Origin of the sequence: Cognatilysobacter lacus (genome assembly GCF_008274655.1) — a bacterium.
GTDB classification, from domain to species: Bacteria; Pseudomonadota; Gammaproteobacteria; order Xanthomonadales; family Xanthomonadaceae; genus Cognatilysobacter; species Cognatilysobacter lacus.
In genome coordinates this window covers 1-15102 of sequence record NZ_VTRV01000019.1, presented here as the reverse complement: position 1 = coordinate 15102, position 15102 = coordinate 1, and the positions used below count along the sequence as shown (strand labels likewise).

General features: G+C 69.1%; 14 protein-coding genes. 3 read left to right on the top strand and 11 right to left on the bottom strand.

Going from position 1 to position 15102, the window contains the following annotated elements; genetic code table 11:
* Positions 1 to 34 precede the first annotated feature (34 nt).
* The 3 genes from FW784_RS03100 to FW784_RS03090 all read left to right on the top strand — a co-directional run bounded on the left by FW784_RS03100 (position 35) and on the right by FW784_RS03090 (position 2307).
* Positions 35 to 808: an NAD kinase gene (locus tag FW784_RS03100; protein WP_187770650.1), complete on the top strand. Its 774-nt coding sequence runs from the start codon at positions 35 to 37 to the stop codon at positions 806 to 808.
* Positions 809 to 919: 111 nt separating this feature from the next.
* Positions 920 to 1180 carry an SDR family NAD(P)-dependent oxidoreductase gene (locus FW784_RS14600; protein WP_205123549.1) on the top strand — a complete coding sequence of 87 codons (261 nt, stop codon included), beginning with the start codon at positions 920 to 922 and terminating at the stop codon, positions 1178 to 1180.
* 197 nt (positions 1181 to 1377) lie between these two features.
* The gene (locus tag FW784_RS03090; RefSeq protein WP_149351900.1) at positions 1378 to 2307 is read left to right on the top strand and encodes a 5'-nucleotidase; all 930 of its coding nucleotides are present in this window, start codon (positions 1378 to 1380) and stop codon (positions 2305 to 2307) included.
* Here the strand turns inward: FW784_RS03090 and FW784_RS03085 are convergent.
* The 11 genes from FW784_RS03085 to FW784_RS03035 all read right to left on the bottom strand — a co-directional run.
* On the bottom strand, positions 2304 to 2864 hold the full coding sequence (locus FW784_RS03085; RefSeq protein WP_149351899.1) for a DUF2939 domain-containing protein: 561 nt from the start codon (positions 2862 to 2864) through the stop codon (positions 2304 to 2306). The genes FW784_RS03090 and FW784_RS03085 overlap by 4 nt on opposite strands.
* A 203-nt stretch (positions 2865 to 3067) precedes the next feature.
* On the bottom strand, positions 3068 to 5962 hold the full coding sequence (locus tag FW784_RS03080; protein ID WP_205123548.1) for a ligand-binding sensor domain-containing diguanylate cyclase: 2895 nt from the start codon (positions 5960 to 5962) through the stop codon (positions 3068 to 3070).
* 164 nt (positions 5963 to 6126) lie between these two features.
* Positions 6127 to 7566: an exodeoxyribonuclease I gene (gene sbcB, locus FW784_RS03075; RefSeq protein WP_149351897.1), complete on the bottom strand. Its 1440-nt coding sequence runs from the start codon at positions 7564 to 7566 to the stop codon at positions 6127 to 6129.
* The gene (locus FW784_RS03070; RefSeq protein ID WP_149351896.1) at positions 7563 to 8924 is read right to left on the bottom strand and encodes an FAD-dependent oxidoreductase; all 1362 of its coding nucleotides are present in this window, start codon (positions 8922 to 8924) and stop codon (positions 7563 to 7565) included. Before FW784_RS03070 ends, sbcB begins: the two co-directional genes overlap by 4 nt.
* A gap of 103 nt (positions 8925 to 9027) precedes the next feature.
* Positions 9028 to 10305: a kynureninase gene (gene kynU / locus FW784_RS03065; RefSeq protein WP_149351895.1), complete on the bottom strand. Its 1278-nt coding sequence runs from the start codon at positions 10303 to 10305 to the stop codon at positions 9028 to 9030.
* A 6-nt stretch (positions 10306 to 10311) separates the two neighbouring features.
* A complete protein-coding gene (locus FW784_RS03060; protein ID WP_149351894.1) occupies positions 10312 to 11322 on the bottom strand; it encodes an amidohydrolase family protein in 1011 nt (336 codons plus the stop codon).
* A 3-nt stretch (positions 11323 to 11325) separates the two neighbouring features.
* Positions 11326 to 11877, bottom strand: coding sequence for a 3-hydroxyanthranilate 3,4-dioxygenase (locus FW784_RS03055; protein ID WP_149351893.1), 552 nt, complete (start codon positions 11875 to 11877; stop codon positions 11326 to 11328).
* Positions 11874 to 12302: a RidA family protein gene (locus FW784_RS03050; protein WP_149351892.1), complete on the bottom strand. Its 429-nt coding sequence runs from the start codon at positions 12300 to 12302 to the stop codon at positions 11874 to 11876. The genes FW784_RS03055 and FW784_RS03050 overlap by 4 nt, the downstream gene beginning before the upstream one ends.
* Positions 12299 to 12964 (bottom strand): carbonate dehydratase, encoded by a 666-nt coding sequence (gene can, locus FW784_RS03045; protein WP_149351891.1) that lies wholly within the window; start codon positions 12962 to 12964, stop codon positions 12299 to 12301. The genes FW784_RS03050 and can overlap by 4 nt, the downstream gene beginning before the upstream one ends.
* A complete protein-coding gene (locus tag FW784_RS03040) occupies positions 12961 to 14394 on the bottom strand; it encodes an aldehyde dehydrogenase (protein WP_149351890.1) in 1434 nt (477 codons plus the stop codon). The genes can and FW784_RS03040 overlap by 4 nt, the downstream gene beginning before the upstream one ends.
* 36 nt (positions 14395 to 14430) lie before the next feature.
* Positions 14431 to 15102: SDR family oxidoreductase (locus FW784_RS03035; protein ID WP_149351889.1), on the bottom strand; the 672-nt coding region annotated here is incomplete at its 5' end.

Genomic DNA, 15102 nt, shown 5'->3' with positions numbered 1-15102 from the left:
CGGCTATGCTCGCGCCATGGCGACCGATACGCTTTTGAAAGCGAACCCGCGGATGGCCTTCCTGGCCGCGCCCACGCCAGAGGCCCAGGCGGCGCGCGAGCTTTTCGTGTCACAGCATGGCGACATTCCGCCCGCCGAGGCGGACGTGCTGGTAGCGCTTGGCGGCGACGGCTTCATGCTGCAGACGCTGCACCGGCACGGCGCGCTTTGCCGCCCCGTGTACGGGATGAAGTTCGGCACGGTCGGCTTCCTGATGAACCAGCAGCGCGCGGGAACGCTGGTTGAGCGTATCCACGCAGCCGAGCCGGCCGTGCTGCGCCCACTCGAGATGATCGTCCAGAGCGAATCAGGCGCCACGATCGGTTCGCTTGCCTACAACGAGGTATCGCTGCTGCGCCAGACCCGGCAGGCCGCGCATGTGCGCATCGACCTCAATGGTCAGACACGGCTCGAAGAGCTCATCTGCGACGGCGTGCTGGTGGCGACGCCGGCCGGCAGCACCGCCTACAACTTCTCCGCGCACGGGCCGATCCTGCCGCTCGGCGCCAACGTGATCGCGTTGACGCCGATTGCCGCATTCCGGCCGCGGCGCTGGCGGGGCGCCGTGCTCAAGGCCGAGACCGAAGTGCGCTTCACCATCCTCGACCCGCACAAGCGGCCCGTGAGCGCCACGGCCGACTCGCACGAGGTGCGCGACGCAGTCGAGGTCACCATTCGCGAATCGCGCGATCGCACGGTCACGCTGTTGTTCGATCCCGAGCACAACCTCGAAGAACGCATGCTCGCCGAGCAGTTCATTTCCGGCTGATCGCGGGTTCTCGACGCGCGCTTGCCGTCCGCGTAACGCTGCGTCGCCCATCGTTCCGCCCGACAACGGGGCGCCGATGGACGCACAACTCAAACCGTTTCCGCGCAGGTGATGGTGATCACCGGCGCCAGCAGCGGCATCGGCCTGGCGACTGCGCTGATGGCCGCCCAGCGCGGTGCGAAACTCGTGCTGATCGCGCGAAGCGGCAGCAGCGCGACGAGCCGCCGCTGCGCGACCGCCAGGGCGCGCTGTACCGGCCGAACGAAGACGGCCGCACGTACGGCAGACCCAGCCCCTGACACGCGCCGACCCGTCGGTACCATGACCGGGCCCCATCATCGCCGAGCCTCGAACGTCGTGCGGGAAGCGTGAGCGGCGAGCGGCCGCGAACGGAACCGAACGCGAAGGATCGTTCCGCACGTCGCCGCGCAAACAGGATCAACGGGCGCACCCCGCGGGACGAAGCCCGTGTTCAGCAGGACGCGGCAAAGCGGTCGCAGCCTGATCGGTGGGCACAGGACCCCGGTCACCGCGCGGTGGACCGCCGCCCGGCGTGCACAATAGGACGCATGCCCGACCGCGATGCCCGTCCCCTGATCGTCGCCATTTCCTCGCGGACGCTGTTCGACCTCGAGGAAGGCCATGGCCTGTTCGAGCGCGAGGGCCTCGAGGCGTACGCCGATTACCAGCGGGGCCGCGAGAACGACGTGCTGTCGCCCGGCGTGGCATTCCCGCTGGTGCGCAAGCTGCTGCGGCTCAATGAAGGCACGCCGCCTGAATTGCCGCGCGTCGAGGTCATCCTGATCTCCCGAAACTCGGCGGACACCGGCCTGCGCATCTTCAATTCCATCGCGCACCACGGGCTATCGATCCGCCGCGCCGCTTTCAGCAACGGTGCGCCGCCGTATCCGTACGTCCGCCCGTTCGGCGCCGACCTGTTCCTGTCCGCGCACGGGGAAGACGTGCGATCCGCCCTGCACGCGGGCGTGGCTGCGGCAATGCTGCTGCCCTCCGCAACGGCGTCGCCCAGCGCGGCCGCATCGCGCAACCCCGACCAGCTACGCATCGCGTTCGACGGTGACGCTGTGATCTTCGACGACGAGGGCGAGCGCGTGTCACGGGAGGGCGGGCTGGCGGCTTTCGCCGAACACGAACTTCGACGCGCGGGCGAGCCTCTGTCGGGCGGTCCGTTCCGCGGATTCCTGGATGCCCTGCATCGCCTGCAGCAGGCGTTCCCGACGGGTGACGACGCACCGATCCGCACTGCGCTCGTGACCGCGCGCTCGGTGCCCGCACACGAGCGCGTGATCCGCACCCTGCGCGAGTGGGGTATCCGTCTGGACGAAGCGCTGTTCCTCGGCGGGCGGCCGAAAGGCCCGTTCCTGCAGGCCTTCGGCGCGGACATCTTCTTCGACGACTCCGAACACAACATCGTCTCCGCGCGTGACCACGTCGCCGCAGGCCACGTGCCGCACGGCGTCGCCAACAACCGGTCCTAGCGCGTCAGGCTGGCGATCAGCTGGTCGACCGGAAGGCGAACGTCCGTGAGCCGCCATCTGAGTCCCTGTCGGCTGAAGACGAACGCGACGGGCACGCCGTCGGCGTTCTGCACCGTCGCGGTGAAACGGGACGCCGACTCGTAGTGGTACCTCGCGCCACGAAGCGGATCGAAGCGCGCTTCGGGGGCCTGCGAATGCTCGGGTGGATAGCCCATCGCGCGGCGTATCACGCTGCTGCCTTCGAGGATCGCGCCGATCCCGGCAGGCGTCGCGAGCGCTTCGACGACGCCACCGGTCATCGTCGACGTCACTTGCCGGCCGAGCGCCTTCAGGCGGCCGTCGGTACGCGGGTCGCCCATGCGTCGGGCGAGGTAGTCCTCGAGCTGCGCCTTGATGCTGCCGCGCACGAGCTCGAAATCGATGTCGCGCTGCAGGGTGCGCATGTCACCGCGATCGACCGCCTGGCTGATCGAGCGCACGACGATGAAGGGGCCTGCGGCCACATACGCGCCCAAGGCGAGCACGACGACTAGAACCAGCGCGAACAGCTTCTTCATGGGGCCTCCGGAATCCAGCTAGGGTAGGGGAGGCGCGTGAGGAGCCCGATATTCGAGTCCAGTCACGTCCGCGTCGGCGTGGGCAGCGCCGTGCTGCGGCACGTCCACCCGCAGCACGTTGCGATCCGGTGCGCGCCGGCATCCGCCGCAGTTCGGCCGCACAGCGCACCATGCGCGTATCCGCAGGCGCACGCGCGTTTCGATCAAACCACCAGGTCGGGCTCCAGCGCGGCGCGCACGCGGTTGCGGCCGTCGCGCTTGGCGCGATACAGCGCTTCGTCCGCACGCGGCACCAGCGAGCGCAGGCTCAACTGGCGGCTGCCGGTTCCGCTGCATGCGACGCCAATGCTCGCGGAAATGGAAAGGCCGGGCGCGAACGTCGCCGGATCCAACGCTGCCACCGCCACGCGGATGCGCTCGGCCACGGCGATCGCGTGCTCGAGCGTGCAGCCCACGAGGAGTAGCGCGAACTCATCGCCGCCCCAACGCGACGCCACGTCCTGCTCGCGCGCGTGCGCACGGATCACGTCGGCGACTGCGCGCAGCGCCAGGTCACCGGCGGCGTGGCCGTGCAGGTCGTTGATGGGCTTGAAGCCGTCCACGTCGACCAGCACCAGGCAGATCGGTTGGCCTTGTGCGATATCGACGAGCTGGTCGTCGAGCGCAAGGTCGAGCGCGCGCCGGTTCGCGAGCCGAGTCAGGGTGTCGGTGCGCGCCAGTCGTTCGGCGATCCGCGTCTGCACCTGCAACGCCTCGGTGCGATCGTCGACCAGCGCACGGAGCCGGCGCTCGGTTCTGCGCAGCTGGCGGATGCGACCGGCATAGGCGGCCGCGAGCAGGATGATCGCGAGCACGAAGCCGGCCAGCCAGACGGCCGGCCGTTGCCACCAGTACGGCTGGATGCGGAAGTCGACGTCTGTTTCGACCATGCCGGGCTGCCCGGGGACGGAGGCCTGCAGACGCAGCCGGAAGGCGTGGGGATCGAGGTGCGTCAGCTGCACTTCGCGGCTGTCAGCGAGGTCCACCCACGCGCGCGACATGCCGTCGAGCCGATAGCGGTAACGCACCCGCTGCGCATTCAGCAGCGTGGGCGCCACGAACCGCACCACGATGCGGTGGTCGCCGGGTGGAAGTTCGCCGACGGCGGACGGGTCGAACTCGCGGCCGTCCACTTCGAAGCGCTCGATCGCCACCGGCGGCAGTCGGGTGGCAGTGCGCGCGGCCGCAGACGGGTCCACTCGCGCGACGCCAATCGCGGTCGCCACCCACAGCCGGTCGCTCGAATCCAGCGCGGCCGCGGGCATCGAACCGCCGTTGGCCTGCGCCGACGCCATGCCGTCGGCGCGACCGAAAAGGTGTGCGTCCACGCGGCGGCCTGTGCCGGCGGCAGCCGCTTCGACGTCGGCCATGCGGAGCCGGGCGATACCGTCGTTGCCGGTGAGCCACAGCCGGCCCGCGCGGTCGACGATCGCAGCAAAGATCTTTTCGAACGGCAGCCCATTCGATCGATCGATACGCATCGCCGCACCACCAGCCAGCGGGACACGCAGCAGACCGCGGTCGGTGGCGGCCCAGACCGCACGGCCGTCGGCCGAGGACAGGAACGAATACACGTACTGCGCATCCGTGGCCGTCAGGTCGGGCGCGACTACGCGACCGTCTCGGATGATGGCGATGCCGGAACTCGTCCCGACCCAGATCGCGCCGTTCGCGTCCTCGTAGAGCGCCTGCACGAACTCGGCGGGCAGGCCCTCCTTCGCGCCGTAGGCGAGAAGGCGGGTCGCATCGCGCACCACCACGCCCTGCTTGGTTCCGATCCACAGGCGGCCATCGCGTGCGGCGAGCACTGCGCGGACCTCGTTGGAGGGAAGGCCCTGGGCCATCGAGACCGAATCGACCACCGTGCCGTCGTGGATGCGCAGGAGCCCGTCGTGGAAGGTGCCCGCCAGGATGTCGCCGTTGCGATCCTGCGCGAGCGAGAGCACCGAAACGTCGGCCAGATGCGTGCCGAAGCCCACGTGGCTGATGTTTCCGGACACGGGATCGACACGATCGAGTCCTTGCCCGCTGCCGATCCACAGCGATCCGTCGCGCGCGGCCAATGTTGATCGCACGAAATCGTCGGCAAGTCCGTCCTGCCGCGTGAACGTATGGATCGGCGCGGGCCGCAGGCGCACGAGGCCTCCGTTGGTGCCCACCCACAGGCTGCCCTCGCTGTCGCGCTGGACGGCGAGGATGCGGTTGTTCGGTAGCCCGTGGCGGGCGTCGAGCCACTCGACGCGATCGCCGTCGACGCGCGCGAGACCGGCGTTGTTGGTGCCGACCCACACGATGCCGTCGGCGTCACGCCACACGCGGGTCGCCGTCTGTGTCGTCAGGGCGGGGTGCAAGGGCTGGAAGGACCGCGCATCGCCGACGTACGCCCCGTGTTCGGTGCCGACGAGCAGTCGGCCGTCCGGCATCGCGAAAAGCGAGAAGACCGGGCCGGCGGGCAGTCCTGCACCCGAATACTTCTGGGCGCTTCGGGTGGTGAGTGTCGCCAACCCCTGGCTCGTCGCCACCCAGATCGTCCCGCGCGCGTCTCGAGCGAGCGCATTCACCGTGTCGCTGGGCAGCCCCTGCGCCGCACGCACGGATCCGCGCGTGCCGTCCCGCTCGATGTGCACGACGCCGCTGCGCCCGGTTGCCACCCACAACCGCCCACCCCGTTCCTCCAGCAGATCGGTGACCAGACCGCCGACGGGTGGGCGCGAATCCCAGTGGCCCGCGTGCCATCGGACGATGCCCCCGCGCGCGCTCCCGGCCCAGAGGTCGCCCCTCGGGCCGACATGCAGCGCGCGAACGCTGTCGTCGCCGAGGCCGGCGATGTCGGTGCGTCGGTACAGCCGGAATTCGTGACCGTCGTAGCGCGCGATGCCTTCCCACGTCGCCAGCCAGAGGTAGCCATCGGAGGTCTGTCCGATGCCGTTGATGGTGCTGTGCGGAAGTCCGTCGCGCGTGGTCCACGCTTCGACAAAGTCATCGCCCAGCGAGTGGGCGGACGCGGTGCCACAGAGCACGAGCAGCGCCGCCGCCGTGCACGCGCGCAGGCGCGACACGGCGCGCGAAGTGGCGCGCCTGCAGGCGCTTGCGCGCGCGGACGGTGCTGACTGCATGGCTTCGGCCGGTGGATCCCCGCGGCTACTCTGCCACGGGGTGTCGCCCGTCGATGCCGCTACCCGATCGGCGGTGGCGATTCGCGCGACGGGCGTAGCTGCGACGGTCAGGCGAGCTCGGACTGAAGGTCGCGGCCCCAGGCGTCGAGTCGGTCGAGCAGGTCGCGAACGCCGGGTTCGTCGCCGCGCGCGTCGCGAAGCGCCTGGACCTCGTCGAAGTAGGACGTGAACGAATGTTCGGACTGCGCGTTGTCCGAGAGCCGTTGGCGGCGATACGCGTTCCAGCGCTGGCGCTCGTCGCTGCCGAGCCCCTCGTCCCAGTTGCGCGCGCGATAGCGGAACAGCAGTTCGGGCAGGCGCGCGTCCTTGAAGTCGAACGTTGCAGCGCCGAGATGCTGCGGCGGCGTGCCGCGGATGTCGGCAAATCGTGCCCGGTCGCTTTCCGGCAGGAACCCGTCGTAAAGCGATGCATCGCAGTCGGATGCTGTGCGGTCCGGCATGGACGCGTACACACGCCGCAGCTTCTCGACGACCACGTCCGCGTTATCGCGGAGAAGCGCTGCGTGCCTGTCCACGCGCGCGGCATCGATGCGCATGCGCGCAAGCTCGGCGTCCCGCAGGTGAGCCCATGCGACCAGCGCCGGGCAGCGGTTCAGATGGACCTCCTTCAGCGCGATTCGCTCCTCGCCCTCGGCCAGTTCGTCCTGGCGGACGTAGAGGCGGCCGGCGATCTCCTCGGGGGACATCGAGATCAGTCGCGCGGGGTCCTGCATGAGATCGAACACGATCACCCGGTTGCCGATGCGCGGATGCAAGGCCAGCGGCAGCACGGGCGCCGCGCACAGGCGGCTCGCGGGGAAACGCTGTGACACGTGCAGCACCGGCGTCATCGCGACGACGTCGAGCAGGCTCGCGGCGTAGCGCTTGTCGCGAAGCTTGAGGCAATAGTCCCAAAGGCGAGGCTGCGCCTCCCGCAGGCGCTTCGACAGGCCGATCAGGGCGCGTACGTCGCTGAGCGCCTCGTGGGCGTCGCCGACGCGGACGCCGTTGGCGGCCGCCAGGCCTTCGAGGGTGAATGCCGGCGTGCCGTCGGCGCGATAGACCCACTCGATGCCGTCCGGTCGCAACGCATGCGCCAGGCGCATGACGTCCAGCAGGTCCCAGCGGCAGTTGCCACCGCGCCATTCGCGCTCGTACGGGTCGTAGAAATTGCGGAACAGCCCGTGCCGTACGAACTCGTCATCGAAACGCAGCGAGTTGTAGCCCGCCGAGCACGTGCCCGGCCGCATCATCTGTTCGTGCACCCGCGCGAAGGCCTCGGCTTCGTTGACGCCGAGGTCGCACGCCTGCTGCGGGGAGATGCCTGTGATCAGGGTGGCGACGGGCGCGGGGAGAAGGTCGCGCGCGGGCTTTACGTAGAAGCTGATGTCGTCGTCGATCGGATTCAGGTCGGTGTCGGTGCGGATGCCGGCGAACTGCGCGATCCGGCTTCGACGCGGACAGGCGCCGAACGTCTCGAGGTCGTAGAAAAGGAAACTCTGACTCACGCAGCCTTCCCGAGCGGCGGCAGCCGCTCTTCGACCAGCCGGTCGGCCCATGCACGGTCGATGGTGTCCAGCGAGTCGTGGCCCTGCGTGACTTCGGCGAGCAGGGCGCGTTGCACCTGCCCGCGCGCCAGCGCCGTCGCGTACGGAATGCGCATGAAGGTGACCATCGCGTAGCGCGGCACGAACCGGTCCGGGTGCCGCGCCGCCAGCTCCTGTTCGAGTGCGCGCTGGAGCAGGAACTCGTCGTCGCCCACCCGGTCGCGCATCTCCAGGTAGTTTTCCAGCGCCATCTGCTGGATGGCGCGCGCGTTCGGCAGGCGCTCGGACTGGAACGCGGCGAACGCGGCGGCACGGTCATCCGTCCGGTCGAGGTGCTCGGCCAGCGCCACGCAGTCCTCGAACGCGCAGTTCATGCCCTGGCCGTGGAACGGCACCATCGCGTGCGCGGCGTCCCCGAGCAGCACGGCGTCGCCACCGCGCGTCCACGTGTCGAGGTACAGCGTGGCGAGAAGCCCGGTCGCATGCTGGTCGAAGTCGCGCTCCAGATCCGGGATCAGCGGCGACGCGTCGGCGAAATCATGCTCGAACAAGGCTCGTGCATCGGCACCTGTGCGCACCGTTTCGAAACTCGGTTCGCCCTCGTTCGGCAGGAAAAGCGTCACGGTGAACGTGCGCTCGTCATTCGGCAGCGCGATGCACATGTATCGGCCCCGCGGCCAGATGTGCAGCGCGTTGGGTTCGATGCGGAAGCCGCCGTCGGCGGCCGGGGGTATTTCGAGTTCCTTGTAGCCGTGGCCGAGGTTCTCGATGCGTTCGCCGAGATCGGTCTGTCGCGACATGGCATCGCGCAGCGCGGAGCCGGCGCCGTCGGCGCCCACGAGCGATTCGTAGGGAACGTCGTGCGCTGCGCCATCCGGGTCCATGACCTTTGCGACGCGACGGTCGAAGTCGACGCCGCCAAGGCCGCGGTCGAAATGCAGGTTCACGCCCGCGGCTTGTGCGATGTCGAGCAACGCCACGTTCAATCCACCGCGGTGTACCGACCAGATCACTTCGCTGTCGTCTCGCCCGTAGCGCAACAGCTCCGTGCGGCCGTCGGGGAAGTGCACCATGCGGCCGCGCATCATCACCGCATGACGCATCACTGCCTCGTCGGCACCGGCGAGTCGCAGTGCGTGGCGGCCGCGTTCGGCGAGCGCCAGGTTGATGGAACGCCCGCCGGCATACCCGGCGCGACGGGGGTCGCCGCGCTTCTCGTAGACGTCGACGCGCCAGCCGCGGCGAGCGAGCAGCGTGCCGAGCAGTGCTCCGGCGAGGCCGGCGCCGATGATCGTGATGTGTCGCGCGGTATCGTTCACGGGCGGGTCCGTCCGGTCGTCGTGGGCCGAGTGTAGTGCGCGGGTCGGGCGTCGCGTTGGCCGCCCACGCCAGTGACGTGCGATGCCGATCGCGCGGCGCGAATCAGAGGGTGTCCGCCGCCCAGCGCTCGGCCTCGCGCACGAAGCGCAGCACGTCCGCGTGCGTGTTGTAGAGCGGCGCGGGCGAGATCCGGATCACGTCCGGCTCGCGCCAGTCGCCGAGCACACCGCGTGTCGCCAGCGCCTGGAACAGCGCGCGCCCGCGGTCGCGCCCGCCGCGCACACGGAGCGAGAGTTGGCAGCCGCGCCCTGTTGGATCGCGCGGGGTGACGATTTCGAGCACGTCCGCAAGCCGCGCGTCGATCAGCTGTCCGAGATAGCCCGTAAGCGACCGGGATTTCCGCCGCAGTGCCGGCATGCCCGCACGATCGAACAGTTCGAGCGACGCGCGCAGCGGAGCCATCGCGAGGATCGGCGGATTGCTGAGCTGCCAGCCGTCGGCGCCTTCGGCGGGCACGAACTCCGGCCCCATTTGGAAGCGCGACGCGGGGTCGTGCCCCCACCAGCCGGCGAACCTTGGCACGTCGGCGCGTGAGTGGCGTTCGTGGACGAATGCACCGCCCACCGCGCCCGGGCCCGAATTCACGTACTTGTAGTGGCACCACGCGGCGAAGTCCGCGCCGCTGTCGTGCAGCGCGAGTTCGAGGTTACCAACCGCGTGCGCGAGGTCGAAACCCACCATGGCGCCCGCTGCATGTCCGAGGCGAGCGATTTCCGCGAGGTCGAACGCCTGGCCCGTCCGGTACTGCACGCCGGGCCACAGCACCAGCGCCAGGCGGTCGCGGTTGGCCTCGATGGCGCGCGCGACGGCTGCGATTGAGATAGTCCCGTTCGGCTCGTCGGCGGCGACTTCGATCAGGTCGGTGGCGGGATCAAAACCATGGAACTCGACCTGCGACGCGGTCGCATGCCGGTCGGAGGGGAACGCGCCCGCTTCGATGAGGATTGCCGGCCGCTCGCGGGTCGGGCGGTAGAAACTGACCATCAGCAGGTGCAGGTTCACTGTCAGGGTGTTCATCGCGACGACCTCGACAGGCTTGGCGCCGACCAACCGTGCGAGCGGGTCGCGAACGAGCTCGTGGTAGGTCATCCATTGCGCATCGCCGGTGAAGTGCCCTTCGACGGCTTCGTCCTCCCATTTGCGCAGCGCGGTCTCCAGGTGCGCACGCGCGCCGCGCGGTTGCAGGCCGAGCGAATTGCCCACGAAGTACGCCATCGGCGCGCCGTCGTGGCGGGGCAGCAGGAATTCGTCGCGGAACCCTCGCAGCAGATCGGCCGCGTCGAGCGCCGCGGCGTGCGCGTCGGAAAAGAGGTCTGTCATCGGGGCTCAGGCGAAGCGGTGGGGAGTCAGGCCGAGCCAGTCGAGCGCGGTCCCGTGGTAGAGCCGTGCCTGCTCGTCGTGCGTCAGGTCCAGGGCTGCGATTCCGGCGCCAGGCTGCTGCTCACCGAGCGGGAACGGGTAGTCGGTGCCGAGCATCACGCGGTCCACGCCGCAGGTGTCGAGCAGGTAGCGCAGCGCGCGCGGGTCGGCGACCCACGAGTCGAAGAACAGTTGCGACAGGTAATCGCGTGGATTGCGCGGGTTGTCGGTGGCCACGAGGTCGGGCCGCATGTTGAAGCCGTGCTCGATGCGGCCGATCGTGTACGGGAACGAGCCACCGCCGTGGGCGAGGCAGACCTTCAGCTTCGGCAGCCGCTCCAGCACGCCGCCGAAGATCAGGCTGCAGGCCGCGCGCGACTGCTCGGCGGGCATGCCGACGAGCCACGGCAGCCAGTACTTCGGCATCGACTCGCTGCCCATCATGTCCCACGGATGCACGAGGATCGCCGCGCCGAGGTCGCTCGCGGCCTGGAAGAACTCGAACATCTCGGGCGCGTCCAGGTTCCAGTCGCCCACGTGGCTGCCGATCTGCACGCCCTGCAGGCCCAGCTGGTCCATGCAGCGCTCGAGTTCCTCGACGGCAAGGCGCGGCGACTGCAGCGGTACCGTGCCCACGCCCGCGTAGTGGCGCGGGAAATCGTTCACCGCCTGCGCCATGTGGTCGTTGAGTGCCCGGTGCAGCTCGAGGGCGTGTTGCGGCTTCGCCCAGTAGCTGAACATCACCGGGACGGTGCTGATCACCTGAACCTGCACGCCGAAGCGCGCGTAGTCGTCGATGCGCTCCTGCGGATCCCATGTCTTGCTGTAGATCTCGCGGAAGAAACGGCCGTCCTTGTAGATGCGGTGGCGGCCGTCGTCGGTGTGGTGGATTACCGGGAAGCGTGCGTCGCCGTACTTGCGCGCGAGGTCGGGCCAGTCGCGCGGAAGGTAGTGCGCATGGGTGTCGATCTTGAGCATGCGTCAGGTGATGTCGGCTTCGGAGTCGGCCTGCATCTCGTAGCGGCCCGGTCGCGGATTCAGGTGTCCGCAGCTCGTGCAGGTACGAAGCGCGTCGTCGCGATAGAAGCGCTCGAAGACGCGGAAGAAGTCCTGCTCGATGTCCACGAGGTGGAAGAACTCCTCGTAGAGCTTCGTGTTGCAGCGCTCGCAGAACCACATCAACGCGTCCTGTTCGTGCGCCAGCCGGCGACGCTCGATCACCAGCCCGACACCTCCCGCGCTGCGCTGGGGGCTGTGCGGCACGCGCGGCGGCAGGTAGAACATTTCGCCGGCGCGGATCGGGATGTCGCGCACCGCGCCATCCTCCTGTACACGCAGCACCATCTCGCCTTCGAGCTGGTAGAAGAACTCCGGACCGTCCTCGAAATGGAAATCCGTGCGCGCGTTCGGGCCGCCGACCACCATCACGATGTAGTCGCCATCGACGATGCACTTGTTGCCCACGGGCGGCTGCAGCAGGCCGCGGTTCGCGTCCACCCATGCCATCAGGTCGATCGGGCCGGGCAGGCTCATCCGGGCAACACCGCGATGCACTTCATCTCGACCGCGATCGGCGTCGGCAGCCAGCTCACGCCGACGGTGGTGCGGCATGGCGCGCTTTCAGGCTCGGGGAAGTATTCGGCCCAGATCTCGTTGAACACGCGGAAATCGTGCGGGAGGTCGGTGAGGTAGACGGTGACGTCGACCAGGTCGTGCAGCGTGCCGCCGACGGCGCCGAGCACGTTGCGCACGTTGCGGAAGACGGCGCGGCACTGCGCTTCGATGTCGTAGCTCATCAGCTTGCCTTCGGCGTCACGCACGTCGCCACTGACCTGGTTGGTATCCGGGTCGCGCGGCCCGATGCCGGACATGATCAGCATGTTGCCGACGCGCCGCGCATGCGGGTAGGAACCGACGGGGCGGGGCGCGTTGTCCTTGAGGATGATGCTGTCGTTCATGCGTTTCGCTCCGGTGACTCGACGTGGGCAAGGGCCTGCGAATAGGCATCGGCCAGCGCGACGGCGCCGTCGACGTGCAGGCCGAGGTCGCGCACCAGCCCGTCTTCCAGCCGGTAGACCCACCCGTGCACGGTCACGCTCTGCTTGCGCGCCCATGCATCCTGCAACATCGTCGTCTGGCACACGTTGACGACCTGTTCCAGCACGTTGAGCTCGCACAGGCGATCGTGGCGCGAATGCTCGTCATGCAACGCGGCCAACCGCGCGCCGTGCTTCTCGGCGACGTCAGCCACGTGGCGAATCCAGTTGTCGGCCAGCCCTACGCGACGCTGCGTCAGCGCTGCATGCACGCCGCCGCAACCGTAGTGTCCGACGACAAGGATATGACGCACCTTGAGCACGTCCACCGCGAACTGGATGACCGACAGGCAGTTGAGGTCGGTGTGCACCACGACATTGGCGATATTGCGGTGGACGAAGACCTCGCCCGGCGCCATGTCGATGATCTGGTTGGCCGGCACGCGCGAATCGGAGCAGCCGATCCACAGGAATTCCGGCGCCTGCTGCTGGGAGAGCTGCGCGAAGAAGCCGGGGTCTTCGAGCTCGATGCGCGCGGCCCAGTCTCGGTTGCGGGCAAGCAGGTCGCTGAGGGTTTCCGTCATTCGCAGTTCTCCATGCAGATACCGACGTTCTTGGGTTCGGTGAAGAATCGCATCGCCTCCCAGCCGCCTTCGCGACCGAGGCCCGAAGCGCCGGTGCCGCCGAACGGGGTGCGCAGGTCGCGCTGCATCCACGTGTTGATCCAGACCATGCCGACGCGCAACGAGGCGGCGACGCGATGCGCACGGCCGAGGTCGCGCGTCCACACGGAAGCGGCCAGGCCGTAGACGCCGCAGTCGGCCAGCGCCAGCGCATGCGCTTCGTCGTCGAATGGCTGGACGGTGACGACGGGGCCGAAGATCTCTTCGCGATTGGTCGCGCACTCGGGCCCGAGCCCGGTGATGACGGTCGGCTCGACGAACCAGCCGGGCCGCTGCACCGTGTTGCCGCCGCAGACGATCGCGCCACCTTCGCGGGTCGCGCGGGCGATGGCGGCAGTGACCTTGTCGAACTGCGCTTGCGAAACTAGCGGCCCGGTGTCGCTGTCGTCATCGAGCGGGTCACCGACGCGAAGCGCTCGCACGCGCGCGGCGAACGCGTCGACGAATTCGTCGTGGATCGATCGTTCGACGAGGACGCGCGAACCGCAGAGGCATATCTGGCCCGCGTTCTGGAACGCCGAGCGGACGAGCGTGTCGAGGTGGTCGCGCCACGCGCTGTCGGCGAAGACGAGCGTCGCGTTCTTGCCGCCCAGCTCGAGCGAGACCTTCTTGAGCATTGGAGCGGCGAGCGTGGCGATGCGGCGACCGACCGCCGTGCTGCCGGTAAACGTGACGGCCCTGACGTCGCGATGGGTCGCAAGCGGCTCGCCGGCCTCGGTGCCGCGCCCGTGCACGATGTTGAGCACGCCCGGGGGAAAGCCGATCTCCGCAGCCAGTTCGCCGAGCATCGTCGCCGTCCAAGGCGTGACTTCGGACGGCTTCGCGACCACCGTGTTCCCTGCCGCCAGCGCCGGCGCAATCTTCCACGTCAGCAGGTAAAGCGGCAGGTTCCACGGCGAAATCGCCGCGACGACGCCCAACGGCGCACGCAAGGTGTAGTTGAGCCCGGCCTCGCCATGGTGGGACTCGCTCGCGAATTGCGTAGCCGCGTGCGCGAAGAAGCGCAGGTTGGCGATGGCTCGGGGAATCTCGATGTTTCGCGCGAGCCGCAGTGGCTTGCCGGCGTCACGCGCTTCGGCGGTCGCGAACGACTCGCTGCGTGCCTCGATCGCATCGGCCAACCGCTCCAGCCACCGCGAACGCTCGCTGTTGCGAAGTGATGCCCACGCAGGGAAAGCATCGCGGGCGGCACTGACGGCCGCTTCGACGTCCGCCGAATTACCGGCGGCGACTTCCGCGAAGACGCGACCGGTCGCCGGCTCGTGCACGTCGATCCATGCCGCCGAGCGCGGCGGTGTCGACTGTCCGGCGATCCAGTGGTTCAGGCGCATGTCGACAGCTTAGCGGAGCGCATGTCGCGGGCTTGCTCAGATCGACTGCATGCGGCCGCCGTCGACCGCCAGGCTGACGCCGTTGATGTAGCCGGCCGCGGGCGAGCACAGGAACGCGATGGCGGCGGCGATCTCGGCCGGTGCGGCGAAACGGCCCGCGGGAACGGTGCGCCGCATCGCATCGGCGACCTCGGTTTCCGTTTGCCCGCCCGCGCGTGCCCGGTCGCCGAGGATCTGCGACAGGCGCGATGTTTCGGTGTAACCGGGCAGCACGTTGTTGACCGTAATGCCGGCCGCGGCCAGTTCGCGCGAGAGCGTCTTGGACCAGCTGGCGACCGCCCCCCGGATCGTGTTCGAGACGCCCAGGCCCGCGATGGGCTCGCGCACCGACGTCGAGATCACGTTGACGATGCGGCCCCAGCGCGCGGCCTGCATGCCGGCCAGCACGGCCTGCACCAGCACCTGGTTCGCCAGCAGGTGCCGGTCGAAAGCATCGCGGTAGGCGTCCAGCGAAGCCGCGTTCGCCGCGCCGCCGGGCGGGCCCGCGGTGTTGTTCACCAGCACGTGGACCGGCTTGCCGGAGACGAGGCCATGCACCTTCGCATCGAGCGCGTCGAGTTGCGACACGTCCGCCGCGATCCACGCGTGCACCTGGGCACCGCGCTTGGGCAGGTCGGACACGGCCACCTGCAATGCGTCGGGGCGCCG